The sequence below is a fragment of the Streptomyces sp. AC1-42W genome (genome assembly GCF_003248355.1).
Lineage (GTDB): Bacteria > Actinomycetota > Actinomycetes > Streptomycetales > Streptomycetaceae > Streptomyces.
Map to the genome: position 1 here is coordinate 2374954 of NZ_QKWY01000002.1, position 16682 is coordinate 2391635.

The 16682-nt window shown below is 71.5% G+C and carries 13 protein-coding genes and 2 pseudogenes; 5 read left to right on the forward strand and 10 right to left on the reverse strand.

The features are described from left to right. Window positions 1–22 precede the first annotated feature (22 nt). From DNK56_RS28675 to DNK56_RS28705, 7 genes are all read right to left on the reverse strand, one after another. The gene (locus DNK56_RS28675) at window positions 23–427 is read right to left on the reverse strand and encodes a roadblock/LC7 domain-containing protein (protein ID WP_111338679.1); all 405 of its coding nucleotides are present in this window, start codon (window positions 425–427) and stop codon (window positions 23–25) included. Then, window positions 424–2820: a sensor histidine kinase gene (locus tag DNK56_RS28680; RefSeq protein ID WP_111338680.1), complete on the reverse strand. Its 2397-nt coding sequence runs from the start codon at window positions 2818–2820 to the stop codon at window positions 424–426. The genes DNK56_RS28675 and DNK56_RS28680 overlap by 4 nt, the downstream gene beginning before the upstream one ends. A 653-nt stretch (window positions 2821–3473) precedes the next feature. Then, the gene (locus DNK56_RS28685; RefSeq protein WP_199563591.1) at window positions 3474–4562 is read right to left on the reverse strand and encodes a hypothetical protein; all 1089 of its coding nucleotides are present in this window, start codon (window positions 4560–4562) and stop codon (window positions 3474–3476) included. A 57-nt stretch (window positions 4563–4619) separates the two neighbouring features. Further along, window positions 4620–6995 (reverse strand): ATP-binding cassette domain-containing protein, encoded by a 2376-nt coding sequence (locus tag DNK56_RS28690; RefSeq protein ID WP_111338681.1) that lies wholly within the window; start codon window positions 6993–6995, stop codon window positions 4620–4622. 55 nt (window positions 6996–7050) lie between these two features. Next, entirely contained in the window at window positions 7051–7500 is a 450-nt protein-coding gene (locus tag DNK56_RS28695) for a helix-turn-helix transcriptional regulator (protein WP_111338682.1), read from the reverse strand. 63 nt (window positions 7501–7563) lie between these two features. Then, the gene (locus DNK56_RS28700; RefSeq protein WP_111338683.1) at window positions 7564–8607 is read right to left on the reverse strand and encodes a hypothetical protein; all 1044 of its coding nucleotides are present in this window, start codon (window positions 8605–8607) and stop codon (window positions 7564–7566) included. A 119-nt stretch (window positions 8608–8726) separates the two neighbouring features. Beyond that, on the reverse strand, window positions 8727–9545 hold the full coding sequence (locus DNK56_RS28705; protein WP_111338684.1) for an SAM-dependent methyltransferase: 819 nt from the start codon (window positions 9543–9545) through the stop codon (window positions 8727–8729). Between the two features lie 191 nt (window positions 9546–9736). Between DNK56_RS28705 and DNK56_RS28710 the strand changes: the two genes are divergently transcribed. Next, window positions 9737–11128, forward strand: a complete 1392-nt coding sequence (locus DNK56_RS28710) for a lipase family protein (RefSeq protein ID WP_111338685.1) — start codon at window positions 9737–9739, stop codon at window positions 11126–11128. Between the two features lie 231 nt (window positions 11129–11359). Next, a complete protein-coding gene (locus DNK56_RS28715) occupies window positions 11360–12541 on the forward strand; it encodes a macrolide family glycosyltransferase (protein WP_241990113.1) in 1182 nt (393 codons plus the stop codon). Window positions 12542–12615: 74 nt separating this feature from the next. On the opposite strand, the gene DNK56_RS28720 is transcribed toward DNK56_RS28715, so the two are convergent. Both DNK56_RS28720 and DNK56_RS28725 read right to left on the reverse strand, forming a co-directional pair. After that, window positions 12616–13578 (reverse strand): electron transfer flavoprotein subunit alpha/FixB family protein, encoded by a 963-nt coding sequence (locus tag DNK56_RS28720; RefSeq protein WP_111338686.1) that lies wholly within the window; start codon window positions 13576–13578, stop codon window positions 12616–12618. Between the two features lie 56 nt (window positions 13579–13634). Next, on the reverse strand, window positions 13635–14420 hold the full coding sequence (locus DNK56_RS28725; RefSeq protein WP_111338687.1) for an electron transfer flavoprotein subunit beta/FixA family protein: 786 nt from the start codon (window positions 14418–14420) through the stop codon (window positions 13635–13637). A gap of 109 nt (window positions 14421–14529) precedes the next feature. Here DNK56_RS28725 and DNK56_RS28730 point away from each other — a divergent pair, with 109 nt between their 5' ends. From DNK56_RS28730 to DNK56_RS28740, 3 genes and pseudogenes are all read left to right on the forward strand, one after another. Further along, window positions 14530–15282 carry a TetR family transcriptional regulator gene (locus DNK56_RS28730; protein ID WP_111338688.1) on the forward strand — a complete coding sequence of 251 codons (753 nt, stop codon included), beginning with the start codon at window positions 14530–14532 and terminating at the stop codon, window positions 15280–15282. Between the two features lie 132 nt (window positions 15283–15414). After that, the gene (locus tag DNK56_RS28735) at window positions 15415–15816 is read left to right on the forward strand and encodes a zinc ribbon domain-containing protein (RefSeq protein ID WP_111338689.1); all 402 of its coding nucleotides are present in this window, start codon (window positions 15415–15417) and stop codon (window positions 15814–15816) included. A 94-nt stretch (window positions 15817–15910) separates the two neighbouring features. Continuing rightward, window positions 15911–16144: pseudogene (locus DNK56_RS28740) on the forward strand (xyloglucanase); the annotation flags it as partial. A gap of 108 nt (window positions 16145–16252) precedes the next feature. Here DNK56_RS28740 and tnpA read toward each other — a convergent pair. Further along, window positions 16253–16675, reverse strand: a pseudogene (tnpA, locus tag DNK56_RS28745) (IS200/IS605 family transposase); the annotation flags it as partial. Between the last annotated feature and the right edge of the window lie 7 nt (window positions 16676–16682).

The window sequence follows — 16682 nt, forward strand, 5'->3', positions numbered from 1 at the left end:
GGCCGTGTGGGGAGCGGCCGGGTCAGTGTGTGGGGGAGTGGTGGTGGTCGCGGACCTCGGGGGACAGGGAGTCACCGACCTGGTTGATCAGTTCGGACATCATGTAACTGACCTCGCCGATGTCCGCGTCCCTGGTCGTGGTCACCAGGAGCGAGGCACCGCTGGAGACCGCCATGGAGAACATGTAGCCGCCCTCCATCGCGGTGAGGCTGTGCTCCACCGGGTCGGTGTCCGTCAACTGGGCCGCCGCCGACAGCAGGTTGACGACGCCGGAGGCGATCGCGGCCAGCCGGTCGGCGTCGTCGCGCTCCACGCCGGTGTACGCGAGCGCGAGTCCGTCCACGGACACGGCTATCGCCTGGGTGACCTCCGGAATGCGTCCGGCGAAGTCGCTCAGAATCCAGCTCAGGTCGGTGGGTGAGGTCATTTCTTGGTCCGTTCGGTTTCGTCATTGTTGGCGGGACGCCCGCGGGGGTTCGTGCTCCGGCTGATGCCCTGCGCGTAGGCCGCGAGGACGTCGGAGACCTGCCGGGAGTCCCGGCGGCGGGGGGTCGTCGGCCGCGGCGTGCCGGTGCCGGGCCGCTGCTCGGCGGCGCTCCGCTTGCCCAGCGCCGGCCACTGCTGGGGCGCGGTGCGCTTGCGGACCGGCAGGCCGGACGCGCTGACCCCGGCGATACGGGAGACGGGCTCGTCGTGCACGGGGTGCGGGGCGCCGTCGTGCTCGCGGGCTCCGGTGCCCCGCGCGTCCGCCGGGCCCTCGTGGTCCCTGCGTCCGCCCCGCTCCGCGTCGCCGCCGGGGCGGGCCGCGAGGCCCGTGCCGACCGGCCGGCCGACCCGGCCGCGCACCTCGCGCGGCTTGCGGCCGTCGGCGGCCGCGCGGGGCGCCTGGCGACGGCTCGGCGCGGGCGCCTCCGGGACCGGGATGGGCTCCTCGGACACCTCGGCCAGGACGTTCTTGGGCAGGGTGACCTCGGCGATGGTGCCGGGGCCCGAGGAGTCGCGCAGTTCGACAACGATGCCGTGCCTGGCGGCGAGCCGGGCGACCACGTGCAGACCCATGGACCGCACGTCGCCGATGCCCGCGGTGGGCTCGCGCAGCGCGGCGTTCAGCACGGTGCGGCGGTCCGCCGAGATGCCGACGCCCTCGTCCACGATCTGTACGACGGCCCGGTCCCACAGCCGCCAGACGGCGACGCCGACCTGGGCCTCGGGCGGCGAGAAGCGGGTGGCGTTGTCGAGCAGTTCCGCCAGGATGTGCGCCACGTCGTGCACGGCGCGGGCGGCGATGCCGATGCCGCCCTCGATGGCGCCGAGCGAGACGCGGTCGAAGCGTTCGATCTGCTGGGCCGCCGCCACGATGACGGTGGAGGCGGCGATGTCCGCCGACCGCACCCGTGCGTTGCCGTAGCCGCCGAGCACCAGCAGGTTGTTGGTGTTGCGCTCCATGCGGATGGCGAGGTGGTCGAGCGCGAAGAGCGTCTTCATACGCTCCGGGTCGGCCTCGTCGCGCTGCACGGCGTCCAGTTCGGACACCATGACGCTGGTGAGCTGGGCGCCGCGGCGGGCGACCCGGACCAGGGTCTCGGCGAACTGCTCGTGCACCCGGGCCTGTTCGGCGGCGAGGCGGACCGCCTCGTGGTGGACGGCGTTGAACGCCTCACCCACCTCGCCGATCTCGTCCCCGCCCGTGGTCTCGATCGGGTTGCCGGTGCGTTCCGCGACCTCCTCGGGCGTGGACCCGCTCAGCGCGCCGGGCTGCGACAGCTCGCTCATGACCTCGGGCAGCCGGGTGTGGGCGACCTCGTGCGCGGCGTTGCGCAGGTCGCGCAGCCGGCGGATCATGACCCGGCCGAGCCGGACGGCGACGAGGACGACGCCCACCAGGGTCAGCAGTACCAGGGTGACCTCGCCGCCGGCGGTCCACAGCAGCCGGGTGCGCTCCGCCTCCACGGTGGCGGCGACGGACTCGTCGATCCGCTCCTCCACCTGGTGCAGCAGGGTCTGCCGGTCGTCGGCGGCCTTCTGCCAGGACTCGGGGGAGACGCCGATGGGCTTGCTGGCGTCGGTGCGCCCGATCCTGTCCTCCAGCTTGCGGGAGGCCAGGGCCTTGGGGCCGGAGAGGGTGCGCTCCAGCCAGGTCCGCCACGCGGCGGGGCCGAGGCTGAACATCACCCCGGTCGACTCGGTGTAGCCGAGGCGGCTGGCGTCGAAGGTGCGCTGCGAGGCGACGGTGAAGCCGCCCGCGGCCTGCGCCCTCATGACGGTGACCTGCTCCTGAGCGGTGTGCTCGGCGGCCTCCGAGAGGGCGGCGGCGGCGCGGATGCGGTCGGCGATGTCGGCGTCGACACCGTCGGCCTGGGCGATGCCGTCGCGGTAGGAGTTGAGGTCCGCGATCACGATCCGGTAGCCGAAGGCGAGGGCGGAGATGGTGGTGCTGCCCGAGCGCACCTGGGCGCGCAGGGCGGGGAGTTGATCGTTGAAGCGGTCGATGCGGTCCAGCGCCTCCTGGGCACTTCCGGGCACCTCGGAGAGCCGGCCGATCCGGCTGTTGAAGGCGGCGAGGCTCTTGTCCGTCGCGTCGGAGCTCTGCTGGAAGGCGTCGGAGTCTGCCTGATGGGAGACCAGAGCGGTGGCTGCGGCGCGTTCACGCTGCAGTTGATGTGCTAAGTCGGCCGCGTGGGCGGCGACGTCGACCATGTTGGCCAGCCGGTTCGCCTGCAGTGCCTGGTTGGTCGCCGGAGCGAGGGCCAGAGCCGAGAAGGTGACCGCGACGGTGAGGGGCGCGGTGACCAGCAGGACGAGGCGACGATTGATTTTCACTGCGCGGCTCCATCGCCGGAACCGGTGCTGAGTATCGGTGACACGCAGATACCTGTTAACGGGTTGTGGGGTGTCGGTAGGGGCGCTCGTACATCGTGTGCACAGTTGCGGATGGGACAGGCGGGATAGACGGGGCTCACGTTGCGCGGCTTGATCCTATGCCTAGTGCACAACCACCGATGCGGGCAGCGTCGAAAATTTGCGTTCAGTTAGGTGTGCGGAAACGGTCTCATTCGGTCGATGCGGTCGGTTCGGGCCGTGGGGCGCCGCTAAGCGGAATGACTCGGTCTCGCTTGTCTGCGCTACCTGTCCCCTGATCCACGGGAGTTGCGGCCGTCGGCGCTGAGCAGGCGGAATGCCCGGAAGCCCCCTCGCTGTCCCCGCCGGGCCAAACCTCGCTCGTTGGCCGGATGTTGCGGAAAGGTTAGATCTGATTAGCGATGGCGATTGTTTCGGATCGGTGCCTGCGCGGCCCCGGACCCCCGGTCCTCACAGGTGAGCGGCCCACCGCTCGAATTTCACTCAACAGGGGCGCTGTGCAAGCTTGGTGGCGATCCGTCAGGATTCGTCACCGCACCCGCACGCGCCCACACCTGCGCGAACCGGCCATCTTGAAAAGTATGCGGATTTCACGGCAAGCCGCCTTGATCTGATCATGTGTCCGGGCCGTCCGTCAGACACCCCGCCGCGCCGAGATCACCCCGGGCCCGCTCGATCCGGGCCAGCACGGACGCCTCCACCGCCCGGCCGTGCGCCGTGTCCTGGAGCGAGAGCAGGTACGACTGGGCGCGGGCCGCCTGGGCATGGTCACCGATCCCCTCCAGCGCCCGGCTCAGCGCCCGCAGCCGGTCCGCGTCCGGCCCGGTGTCGTCCAGCAGCCGGATCAGCTCCACCCGTGCATGCCCGTACAGGCCCTGACGGCGTGCCAGCTCCACCCAGGTGAACGCGTCCGGCCCGTGCGCGGCGACCAGCGCCGCCGCGACCAGCCGTTCCTCGAACCACTCGCCCCGGACCGCGTCCTCCCGCGCCAACAGGGCGCGCAGCCGCGGCAGATCACCCTCGCGCCGGTCCTCCCACGCCGCCCACAGCACCCCGGCCCGCAGCACCGGATCGGCCTCCGCCTCCTCCAGCGCCCCCGCCGCACCGGAGCGCAGCCGCCGCACCGCCGCCCGGCCGGGGCCGAGCACGACGTCCCGCAGGCACATCCGGTACTCGTCGTCCAGCCGGTACGCGCACAACTCCGCCGAGTTCAGCAGCAGATGGTCCGGCTCAGTACGGCGGGCGGCCGACTCGGACAGCGCGAACAACTCCGTCAGCGGCCGCTCCGGCAGCCCCAGCCCCGCCAGCAACGCGGCCCGCTGGGCGTCGAGTTCGGGCGCGAACTCCTCGCGCGCCGCCGCGTCACCGGCCGCCACGGCGGCCCGCAGCCCGTCCTCGTCCAGGCCGGCCGTCAGCCCCTCGCACCAGTCGGGCAGCCGCACCAGCATCTCCAGCGCCTCCGAGACGCTGTCGGCGATCAGGACGGCGTCGCCCTCGGAGGACGCGTACAGCACCGACGTACCCCCGCACAGGAAGTAGGTGCCCCCGCCACCGTCCCCCGCGATCGGCTCCAGCGCCGCCCCGGACGCCAGACACACCTCCTCGACATGGCGGGTCCGCTCCACGTCGAAGTCGAACGGGAAGGCGGCGATCTGCGCGAGATCGGGACGGCTGCGCAGCAGCTCCAGCACGGGGTCGGTCATCCCCGCATCCTAGGAACCGCCCGCCGGGCCGGGTGCCTCCACCCGGCCCGGCTCCGCTCAGGCGCCCACGTACCGCGCCAGGTGCTCGCCCGTGAGCGTGGAGCGGGCGGCGACCAGCTCGGCGGGCGTGCCCTCGAAGACGACCGTGCCGCCGTCGTGACCGGCGCCGGGGCCGAGGTCGATGATCCAGTCCGCGTGCGTCATCACGGCCTGGTGGTGCTCGATGACGATGACCGACTTGCCGGACTCCACCAGCCGGTCGAGCAGCCCGAGCAGCTGCTCCACGTCCGCGAGATGGAGCCCGGTGGTCGGCTCGTCGAGCACGTACACCCCGCCCTTCTCGCCCATGTGCGTGGCCAGCTTGAGCCGTTGGCGCTCGCCGCCGGAGAGCGTGGTGAGCGGCTGGCCCAGGCTGAGGTAGCCGAGCCCGACGTCCACGAGCCGTTCCAGGACGCGGTGCGCGGCCGGCGTACGCGCCTCGTCCGAGCCGAAGAACTCCTCCGCCCGCGCCACCGACATCGCGAGCACCTCGCTGATGTCCCGGCCGCCGAGCCGGTACTCCAGCACCGACGCCTGGAACCGCTTGCCCTCGCACTCCTCGCAGACCGTGGCCACCCCCGACATCATCGCCAGGTCGGTGAAGACGACACCCGCGCCGTTGCAGGTGGGGCAGGCACCCTCCGAGTTGGCGCTGAACAGGGCCGGCTTCACCCCGTTGGCCTTGGCGAACGCCTTGCGGATCGGGTCGAGCAGCCCGGTGTACGTGGCCGGGTTGCTCCGCCGCGAACCCCGGATCGGGCTCTGGTCGACGGTCACCACACCGTCCCGCCCGGCCACCGAGCCATGGATCAGCGAACTCTTGCCGGACCCGGCGACCCCCGTGACGACGGTCAGCACACCGAGCGGGATGTCCACGTCCACACCGCGCAGGTTGTTCGCGCGCGCCCCGCGCACCTCCAGCGCGCCGGCCGGCTCGCGGGTGGACTCCTTGAGCCGGGACCGGTCGTCGAAGTGCCGGCCGGTGACGGTGTCCGAGGCGCGCAGCCCCTCCACCGTGCCCTCGAAGCAGACGGTGCCGCCCGCCGTACCGGCGCCCGGCCCGAGGTCCACGACATGGTCGGCGACGGCGATCGTCTCCGGCTTGTGCTCCACCACCAGCACCGTGTTGCCCTTGTCCCGCAGGCGCAGCAGCAGATTGTTCATCCGCTGGATGTCGTGCGGGTGCAGCCCGGCGGTCGGCTCGTCGAAGACGTACGTGGTGTCGGTCAGCGAGGACCCGAGGTGCCGGATCATCTTGACGCGCTGCGCCTCGCCGCCGGACAGGGTGCCGGCCGGGCGGTCCAGCGAGAGGTAGCCGAGGCCGATCTCGACGAACGAGTCCAGGGTCTGCCCGAGCGCGGTGAGCAGCGGGGCGACCGAGGGCTCGTCCAGGCCGGCGATCCAGGCGGCCAGGTCGCTGGTCTGCATGGCGCAGGCGTCCGCGATGGAGATGCCCGCGATCTTGGAGGACCTGGCGCCCTCGCTGAGCCGGGTGCCGTCGCAGGCGGGGCAGGTGGTGAAGGTGACCGCGCGCTCCACGAACGCCCGGATGTGCGGCTGGAGCGCGTCCTTGTCCTTGGACAGGAAGGACTTCTGGATCTTGGGGATCAGCCCTTCGTAGGTGAGGTTGGCGCCCTCCACCTTCACCTTGACGGGCTCCCGGTACAGGAAGTCCCGCATCTCCTGCTCGGTGTACTTCGCGATCGGCTTGTGCGGGTCGAGGAAGCCGGACTCCGCGTAGACGCGCACCGTCCAGAAGCTGTCCGACTTCCAGCCGGGGATGGTGAACGCGCCCTCGGCCAGCGACTTGGAGTCGTCGTAGAGCTGGGTGAGGTCGATGTCGGAGACGGTGCCCCGGCCCTCGCACTCGGTGCACATGCCGCCGGTGCGGTTGAAGGACGCCTTCACGGTCTTCCGGTTGCCGCGCTCGACGGTGATCGCGCCGCTCGCCTTCACCGACGCGGTGTTGAAGGAGTACGCGCTGGGCGGTCCGATGTGCGGGGTGCCGAGGCGGCTGAAGAGGATGCGCAGCATGGCGTTGGCGTCGGTGGCGGTGCCCACCGTGGAGCGGGTGTCGCCGCCCATCCGCTGCTGGTCGACGATGATCGCCGTCGTCAGCCCTTCGAGCACGTCCACCTCGGGCCGGGCCAGGGTGGGCATGAACCCCTGGACGAAGGCGCTGTACGTCTCGTTGATCAGCCGCTGCGACTCGGCGGCGATGGTGTTGAACACCAGCGAGCTCTTGCCGGAGCCGGAGACGCCCGTGAACACCGTCAGCCGGCGCTTGGGGATCGCGATGCTGACGTCCTGGAGGTTGTTCACGCGTGCCCCGTGCACCCGGATCAGATCGTGACTGTCGGCGAGGTGCGGCTGCGCACCCGTGGCCCTGCTCATCGTGTCTCCTCGGATTGGCGGGGCCGTCGCACGAGCCCCGTCGTTGCGGCCCGGCCTACGCTAGTGGCGCCCCTGGCAGCGGTGCTTCTCGATTTCTGATCGGACGTGTCACCTGCTTCGCGACGCAGGACGGCATCCCCGCGGTGGCGCGCGCCGCCTCCTGCCGGTACACGCTCGGCGGCATCCCGACCAGCTCGGTGAACCGCGTACTGAACGTGCCGAGAGAGGCGCAGCCGACCGCGAAACAGGCCTCGGTCACGCTCATGTCGCCCCGGCGCAGCAGCGTCATCGCGCGCTCGATGCGCCGGGTCATCAGGTAGCCGTACGGCGACTCCCCGTACGCGCGGCGGAACTCGCGGCTCAGATGGCCGGCCGACATATGGGCCCCGCGGGCCAGGTCCTCGACGTTGAGGGGCTGGGCGTACTCGCGGTCGATCCGGTCGCGGACCCGGCGCAGCCGGGCGAGGTCGCGCAGATGCTGTGCCGCGTCGGGTTTGCTGGTCACGTCCGAAAGCGTACGTCGCGGCGGGGCGGCCCGCCCCGGCGGGCGGGCCGGTGCCCGGCCGGGTCAGGTACGGGTGGCCGTGCCGCACTCCGAGGCGTCCCGGCCCCGCATCCGCTCGTCCATCGACGTGTCCCGCTCGTAGGGGTCGACGCGTGCGCCCTCCTTCGAGGGGCCCCGGTCCTTGCCGAACTCGGGGACGAAGTAGCCGGTGGTGTCGCCGCAGCCGCCGTTGGCGGCGTCCATCCGGTAGGTCCGCAGCGAGAAGGTTCCCGGCGCGATCTCCACCTCGGCGGGGTTCTCCCAGCTCATCACGATCTCGCGGCGGACGATCGTACGGGCGACCTCGTCACTGTCCCCCTCCGCCCGTACGACGGGGTAGACGAAGGTGACGTCGGCGGTGACGTCGACCGCGCCGCCGTCGCCCTCGCGGTACGTGATCCTGCCGCGCGTCCTGATCACGTCACCGGCCAGGCGGACGTACGACGGGTCGAAACGGCTGAACAGCAGCAGCGGGTCGTCGCCGCGGGTCGGGCGGTCGAAGGCGTGCGCCAGGTACTCCCTGACGTCGGCCTGCTCCGGGTTGAGCGCGGCGATCGCCTTCACCGGGCGCTCCCCGCGCAGCACCGCCGGGTCCAGGCCGGAGTCGACGAGGAAGGCCAGGCTGCTCTCCAGCGCCTCGTCCACCTGCTTCTCGCTCATCCACCCGGTCGCGCGCGCCGAAGGCATCGTGATCCCGGCCGTCCCGGTCGCCCAGTGCTCCGCGGGGGACCCCTTGAACGGGGCGTCCAGGGTCGCCCGCCCGGACGCCCCGGCGGAGCCGCCCCCGGTGCCCCCGCCGAACCAGCCGTCGAGCAGGCCGGGGGTGAGCGTGAGGCCGAACAGGGCGAGGACGACGATCAGGCCCACCACGTACCAGCGCTTGCCGTTCCGCCGGCGGGGCGGCTCGTGGACGCGCCAACCGAGGGGCAGGGCGGGTTCGTCGTCCAGCCGCCGGGTGACCATCCGGGCGCGGGCGGACGGCTCCTCGGGGGCGTCGCCGGTCCCGGCCTCGGCCTCCCGCAGGAAGCGCTCCCATTCCTCGTCCGGTATGGATGACCCCTTGTCCACGCTGTGCTCCCGCCCCTCCCGGCCGCTCCCTTTCTCCGCATCATCACACAGCCCGGTGACACCGGGCCCGGCCGGCGGACGCGCCACGTGCCGCCGGGCCGGCGTACCGGGACGACGGGTTACGGCTTGCGGCCGACCGCCACATAGCCCGGAGTGACGATCTCGCCGGTGCCGGGGACCGGCTCGCCCAGCTCGGGGTGCCAGGCCTCGGCGGCGACGATGCCCGGCTCCACGATCTCCAGCCCCTCGAAGAACGCGCCGAACTCGGCACGGGTGCGCGGCGCCAGGGTCAGCGTGTTGGCCCGGTACATCTCGTCCACCTGGCGCGCCTCCTCCGGGTGGAAGTCGGCGGTGATCTGCGAGATGACCATGTAGCTGCCGGGCGCGAGCACGTCGGTCAGCCGGCGCACCAGCTCGTGGGCGCCGTCCTCGTCGCTCACGAAGTGCAGCAGCGCGATCATCGACAGGGCGACCGGGGCACTGAAGTCCAGCGTCCTGCCCGCGCGTTCGAGGATCGTGTCGACGTGGCGCGCGTCCGCCTGCACATAGTCGATGACGCCCTCGGGCGTGCCCTTGAGCAGCGCCTCGGCGTGGGCCAGCACGATCGGGTCGTTGTCGCAGTAGACGACGCGGGTGCTGGGAGCGGCCTCCTGGGCCACCTGGTGCAGGTTGGGCTCGGTGGGTATCCCGGTGCCGATGTCGAGGAACTGGCGGACGCCCTGGGCGGAGAGCCAGCGGGTGGCGCGGTGCATGAAGGCGCGGTTGATCTTCGCCATCACCGGCACGTTCGGTTCGACGGCCAGCATCTGACGGCCCATCGCCTCGTCGACCGGGTAGTTGTCCTTGCCGCCCAGGAACCAGTCGTACATCCGCGCGGGATGCGGCTTGCTGGTGTCGATGAGCGGGGTGGCGGCGGGGTCGTTCTCCGGTCGGGACATGGCCAACTCCTGGGTGCGGGAGGCTGCGGATGATCAGCTGGCGCCCACAATAGGCAACCTGACGACCGGACAGGCCCGGTCGGGTGCCCGAGGAGAGTTACCAATGCGTAACTTACTGCTGGGTTACCACCGGTAAGTCCCGCTGTTAGCTTGCGCTCACCCGCCCATCGGAGCAGAGCGAGGAGTGAGCTGTGAGCCGCACGGACAGCCGTTCGCGTTCCACCGTCCTGATACCCCCCACCCGCCGCCCGCGCGCCGGAGCCCTGCGGGCCGCCGCCGTCGCCGTGACCGCGGCGGCCTGCGTGGCCGCGTACGCCGCGCCCGCATCGGCCTCGGCCGGCACCGAACCGGTCGTGTCGCGGGGCGTGACCATCCCCTCCTTCTACAACCCGCCCGCCGAACTCCCCGCCGTCAACGGCGCGCTGATCCGCACCGAGCCCCTGCCGCTCGGCCTGGACCTGCCCGGCCTGGACGGCCGCCGGATGCCCGGCACGGCGACCCGCCTCATGTACCGGTCGACCGACTCCAACGGGCAGCCGGTCGCGGTGACCGGCGCCTACATCGAGCCCTCGGCCTCCTGGAAGGGCGGCGGCGCCCGGCCGCTGGTCGCGGTGGCCTCCGGCACCATGGGCCAGGGCGACCAGTGCGCCCCCTCGCTGTCCCTGCAGCATCCGCTCTCGCTCACCCCCGAGACGGTGTCGATCGGCTACGAGATCCTGTCCGTCTACCGGCTCCTGTCCGCCGGGATCGCCGTCGTCGTCACCGACTACGTGGGCCTCGGCACCACGGACCGGCTGCACACCTACGTCAACCGGGTCGACGAGGGCCACGCGCTGCTGGACGCCGTCCGCGCCGCGCACCGGCTCCCCGCCACCTCGCTGACGCCCGACTCCCGGACCGGCCTGTACGGCTACAGCCAGGGCGGCGGGGCCAGCGCCTCCGCCGCCGAGCTCCAGCCCTCGTACGCCCCCGAGATCGAACTGGCCGGCACCTACGCCGGGGCGCCGCCCGCCGACCTGACCGCGACCATGAAGGGCATCGACGGCAGCGCCCTGGCCGGCGCCCTGGCCTGGTCGATCAACGGCTTCGCCCAGGCCGACCCGGATCTGCGCGACGTCGTGGAGAACAACATCAACGACGCCGGACGGGCCGCGCTGAAGGACGCCTCCACCATGTGCGTCGGCGACGCGATCCTCGGCTACGGCTTCGCCCGAAGCACCAAGTGGACCACCAGCGGCAAGTCCCTCGGCGAGATCATCGCCGCCGAGCCCGGGGCGCGGGCCGCGCTCGACAGGCAGCGCATCGGCACCCTCAAGCCCGCCGGCCCGGTGCGGGTGGCGACCGGCACCCAGGACGACATCGTGCCCCACAAGCAGGCCCGTCAACTCGCCGTGGACTGGTGCCGCAAGGGCGGTGACGTCACCTATGACGCCGTCATCCTGCCCAACCTCGGCGACAAGATCCTGATCAACCACATGGTGCCGCTCATCACCGACCAGGGCGACGCCATCTCCTGGATCACCGACCGCCTCGAAGGCAGGCGGTCCGTCTCCAACTGCTGGTCGATGCCGATCCAGCCCTGACCCCGCCCCGGCCCGCGCGCACCGCACACAAAGCGGATGCGCGCGGGCCGGACCGCGGCTAGGGTCGCCGCATGAACATCGTGCAGCTCTACGGCTGACGCGGACGGGGGCACGCCCCCGGTCCCGTCCGGCACACCGCGTACGCGCGCCCACCCCCAGGCACCGCCGGGGTGGCGACGCGCCGGTTCGCCGTATCCACTTCCGCCGCAGAACTGAAACGAGTGATCCCTCATGTCATCCCGCCGCGCCCACATCGCCATGGTCGGCATCCCCGCCGTGAGCCATGTCCTGCCGAGCATCGAGATCATCCGCGAACTGGTCGCACGCGGCCACCGCGTCACCTACGCCAACGACCCGCTGATGGCCGAGCGCATCGAGGCCACCGGCGCCACCTTCGTCCCGTACGAGTCGCACCTCCCGGTCGGCGACCACAACTGGCCGGACGACCCCATCGCCGCCATGGGCCTCTTCCTGGACGACGCCGTGCGGGCCCTGCCGCAACTGCGCGCCGTCTACGACCGCGACCCGGCGGACCTGTACCTGTACGACATCGGCGCCTACCCGGCACGGGTGCTGGCCGAGTCCCAGAACCGCCGGCTGATGCAGTTCTCGCCCACCTTCGTGGGCTGGCGGAGCTACGCGGAGGACGTCGCCGCCCACCTCTGGGCGCTGCCGGGGGCCGACGCCTACCGGGCGAGGTTCACCGAGTGGCTCGCGGGCTGCGGGGCGACCACGCTGGACATGGAGGACTTCGTCGGCCGCCCCGCCGACACCCTGGCCCTGATCCCGAAGGCGATGCAGCCGCACGCCGACGACGTGGACACCGACACGGTCACCTTCGTCGGGCCGTGCTTCGCGGGGCGCGGCGAGGAGCAGACCTGGACCCGGCCCGCCGGGGCGGAGCGGGTGCTGCTGATCTCGCTCGGCTCCGCTTACACCAACCGGCCCGAGTTCTACCGCAGTTGCCTGGCGGCCTTCGGTGACCTGGCCGGGTGGCACGTGGTGCTCCAGATCGGCAAGCAGACGGACCCGGCGGAGCTGGGCACCGTCCCCGGCAACGTCGAGGTGCACCGTTGGGTGCCGCAGCTGGCGATCCTCCGGCAGGCGGACGCCTTCATCACGCACGCCGGGATGGGCGGCAGCTCCGAGGGCCTGTACAGCGGGGTGCCCATGATCGCGGTCCCGCAGGGCGTCGACCAGTTCATGAACGCCGACAGACTGGTCGAGCTGGGCGTGGCCCGCCGCATCGACACCGACGATGCCACCCCGCAGGCGTTGCGCGAAGCCCTCGACGCGCTCGTCGGGGACCCCGAGGTAGCCCGCCGGTCGGCACGGCTGCGCGACGACGCCCGCGCGGAGGGCGGCACCCGGCGGGCCGCCGACCTGGTGGAGGAGCTGCTCGGCCGAAGCTGAAACGGCGCCGGCCGGGGCGGTGAACGCGATCTCCGCGTTCACCGCCCCGGCCGGACCCGGCAGTTGAGGGGCCGTCAGCCCTTGCGGGTGTTGATCTCCTCGGTGAGCTGGGGCACGACGTCGAAGAGGTCGCCGACGACGCCGTAGTCGACGAGGTCGAAGATCGGGGCCTCGGGGTCCTTGTTGACCGCGACGATCGTCTTCGAGGTCTGCATCCCCGCCCGGTGCTGGATCGCACCCGAGATGCCCGACGCGATGTACAGCTGCGGGGAGACCGACTTGCCGGTCTGGCCGACCTGGTTGGTGTGCGGGTACCAGCCCGCGTCCACCGCGGCCCGCGACGCGCCCACCGCGGCACCCAGCGAGTCCGCCAGCGCCTCGATCACCGCGAAGTTCTCCGCACCGTTCACCCCACGCCCACCGGAGACCACGATCGCCGCCTCCGTCAGCTCCGGACGGCCCGTCGACTCACGCGGCGTACGCGAGAGCACCTTCGTGCCCGACGCGGCGGCGGAGAACTCCACCGCCAGCTCCTCCACCGCACCCGCACCCTGAACCGGCTCGACGGGCGCCGAGTTCGGCTTCACCGTGATCACCGGCGTGCCGTGCGTGATCCGGGACTTCGTGGTGAACGAGGCGGCGAACACCGACTGCGTCGCCACCACACCCTGCTCACCGGCCTCGACGTCGACCGCGTCGGTGATGATCCCCGACCCGATCCGCACGGCGAGCCGGGCGGCGATCTCCTTGCCCTCCGCCGACGACGACACCAGCACCGCCACCGGCGACACGGCGGCGTGGGCGGCCTGGAGCGCGTCCACCTTCGGCACGACGAGATAGTCGCCGAACTCGGAGGCCTCCGACACGAGAACCTTCACCGCGCCGTGCCCGGCCAGCACATCCGCCGTCCCGGCGGCACCCGCGCCCACCGCGACCGCGACCGGGTCGCCGATCCGCCGCGCGAGCGTCAGCAGCTCCAGCGCCGGCTTACGGACCGCACCATTCACATGATCGACAAAGACGAGAACTTCAGCCATCGGACTTCCCTACTCCTGCACATCAGCGACAACGACCACGACCACGAACCCGCGGACTAGATGAACTTCTGACCGGCCAGGAACTCGGCCAGCCGCTTGCCGCCCTCGCCCTCGTCCTTCACGATCGTGCCCGCGGTGCGGGCCGGGCGCTCCGTCGCGGAGTCGACCACGCTCCAGGCACCCGCCAGGCCCACCTGTTCGGCGTCGATGCCCAGGTCGTCCAGGTCCAGGGACGTCACCGGCTTCTTCTTCGCCGCCATGATCCCCTTGAACGAGGGGTAACGCGCCTCACCGGACTGGTCGGTCACCGACACCACCGCCGGCAGCGACGCCTCCAGCTCCTCCGACGCACTGTCCCCGTCCCGGCGACCCCGCACCACACCACCCTCGACCGACACCTGCGACAGCAGCGTCACCTGCGGCACACCCAGCCGCTCCGCCAGCAGCGCCGGAACCACACCCATCGACCCGTCCGTCGACGCCATCCCCGAAACCACCAGGTCGTACCCGGTCTCCTCCAGCGCCCTCGCCAGCACCAGCGACGTCCCCAGCGCATCCGTCCCGTGCAGATCGTCGTCCTCGACGTGAACCGCCTTGTCCGCACCCATCGACAACGCCTTGCGCAACGCGTCCCTGGCGTCCTCCGGACCCACCGTCAACACGGTGACCTCCGCGTCATCGGCCGCCTCCGCGATCTGCAACGCCTGCTCGACCGCGTACTCGTCCAGCTCCGACAGCAGACCGTCCACGTCCTCACGGTCCAACGTCAGGTCATCGGCGAAATGCCGGTCACCGGTCGCGTCGGGCACGTACTTCACACAGACAACGATCCTCAAGCTCACGCCGGCTCTCCCTGTACCTGGTGGTGTCCTGCGGGAATCCTATGGCACTCAGTACCCTTCGTAAAGGTACCCAGTGTCGGCGGACCGTATTCGGTGTTACGTTTCCGGCATGACCGAAGACCGCCGACCGGCCAAGAAGCCCCCCATGCGTGACGTGCTCGCCGAGGCGGCCTTCGCGCTCTTCCTGGAGCGCGGCTTCGAGCGGACCACGGTGGACGACATCGTCGCCCGCGCCGGCGTGGGGCGGCGGTCGTTCTTCCGCTACTTCCCCTCGAAGGAGGACGCGGTCTTCCCGGACCACGAGCGGTGCCTCGCGGACATGACCGCGTTCCTGGCCGCCGCCGAGGACGGCGACCCCGTCGGCACGGTGTGCGACGCGGCCCGTCTGGTGCTGCGGATGTACGCCGAGAACCCGGAGTTCTCCGTACAGCGCTACCGGCTCACCCGCGAGGTGCCCGGACTGCGGACGTACGAGCTGTCCGTGGTGCGCCGTTACGAGCGGACCCTCGCCGGCTATCTGGAGCGGCGCTGGGCGCGCGACCCGGACGCCGGTCCCGACGCGCCCCTGCGGGCCGAGGTGATCGCGGCCTCGGTGGTCGCCGCGCACAACAACGGGCTGCGGTCCTGGCTGCGTTCGGGCGGCGAGGGCGACGCGGGCGCCGAGGTGGACCGGGCGCTGGAGCTGGTGCGTACGGTCTGGAGCGCGGCGGACGGGCGGCCGGCCGCGCCCGCACAGGCCCCCGCGCCCGTGTCCGCCGGAGTTCCGGTGGGCGACGACGAGGTGATCGTCATGGTGGCGCGCAAGGGCGCTCCGATGTGGCGCGTGGTGCAGCACGTGGAGGCCGCGCTCGGCGGCGCGTGACGCCCGGACGAGAGCCACATCACGGATTCGCGGCACTCAGTGCCTTTACTTCGCGGAACTTAGTGCCATACGGTGCCGCTGTGCCGCTGCCGAAGGTGCGGCGCGTACCGAGTCGAGCGCGGGAGGCGGAACGTGTTCAGTACCGGAATCGATGTGGGGCCGGCGGCCCGGGAAACAGTTCAGCCGCACAGCCAGGAAGGGCTGGTCTACCAGGTGTGCCGCTGGTGCGGCACGGCGTCCTTCCGCAAACTCCTGTGCCCCGTCTGCGCGTCGAGCGATCTGGAGTCCGCGCGGAGCGAGGGGTACGGCGTCGTCGTACGCTCCAACGTCGTCAACCGCTACTCGCGCGTGATGCGCAACGAGTCCCTGGTCCGCTTCCCCGAAGGCTTCGTCTACCGCTGCCGGATCGTGGGAGCCGCCCCGCACCTGGTGAACGTGGGCGACCGGGTCAGGCCGGCCGGCGGCAGGACGTCGGTGTCCGGCGAGGTCGTACTGGAACTCTGCGACCCGCCCGGCGCCTCCAGCTGGTACTGAGCGCGGACTGTTTCCGGAGAGCGCAGTACGGCGAGAACGCGCCGGCGGCGGGAGGCCGGCCGTGCGAGCGGCCGCCGACTCGGCTACACCACTCGCACCTCGTGCAGCCACGGACAACGGCGCCAACTGGTTCCAGGGCTCCGAGCCGTCCGGGGTGACCGGCGGCGGCACGGTCGCGGCGGCGGCCGACGCGAGCGGCTTCGTCTGGAGCCCCGAGGGCGCCGGCGTCCACCACACGACCGGGTACGGCAGTTCGTGGTCGGCGTCCACCGGGATTCCGCAGGGCGCGACGGTCGAGTCGGACCGCGCGAACCCGAAGAAGTTCTACCTCTGATCTTGCGCAGTGCTCCGCCCTTCAGGGCGGGGGTGAAGCGCATCCTTGGCCCGGAGCCGCGAAGCGGCGGAGTTCGCTATGGCTCCGGGGTGACGGTCGGATGGGCCGCTTCTGGTTCTCGATGTACTGCTTGACCACGGTCAGCGGTGGGCCGTCGCAGGAGCCTGCGAAGTAGGAGCCGGACCAGAAGTGTCCGCCCCACAGGTGCCGGCGGACATGGGAGTCGTACTCCTTGCGCAGCAGCCGGGCCGAGACGCCCTTGAGGGAGTTGACCAGCCTGGAGAGCTGGACCTTGGGCGGGTAGTGCACGAGAAGGTGCACGTGGTCGTCCTCGCCGTTGAACTGTTTCAGCTCGGCCTCGAAGTCCGAGCACACCTCACGCATGATCTCTTCGCACCGCGTCAGCATGGCGTCGGTCATGGCCTTGCGCCGGTACTTCGTAACGAAAACCAAGTGGACGTGCAGGTTGTAGACGACGTGACGCCCGGTGCGAACGTCCGGATTTGGATTCCATCGTGGTGACATAAACCAA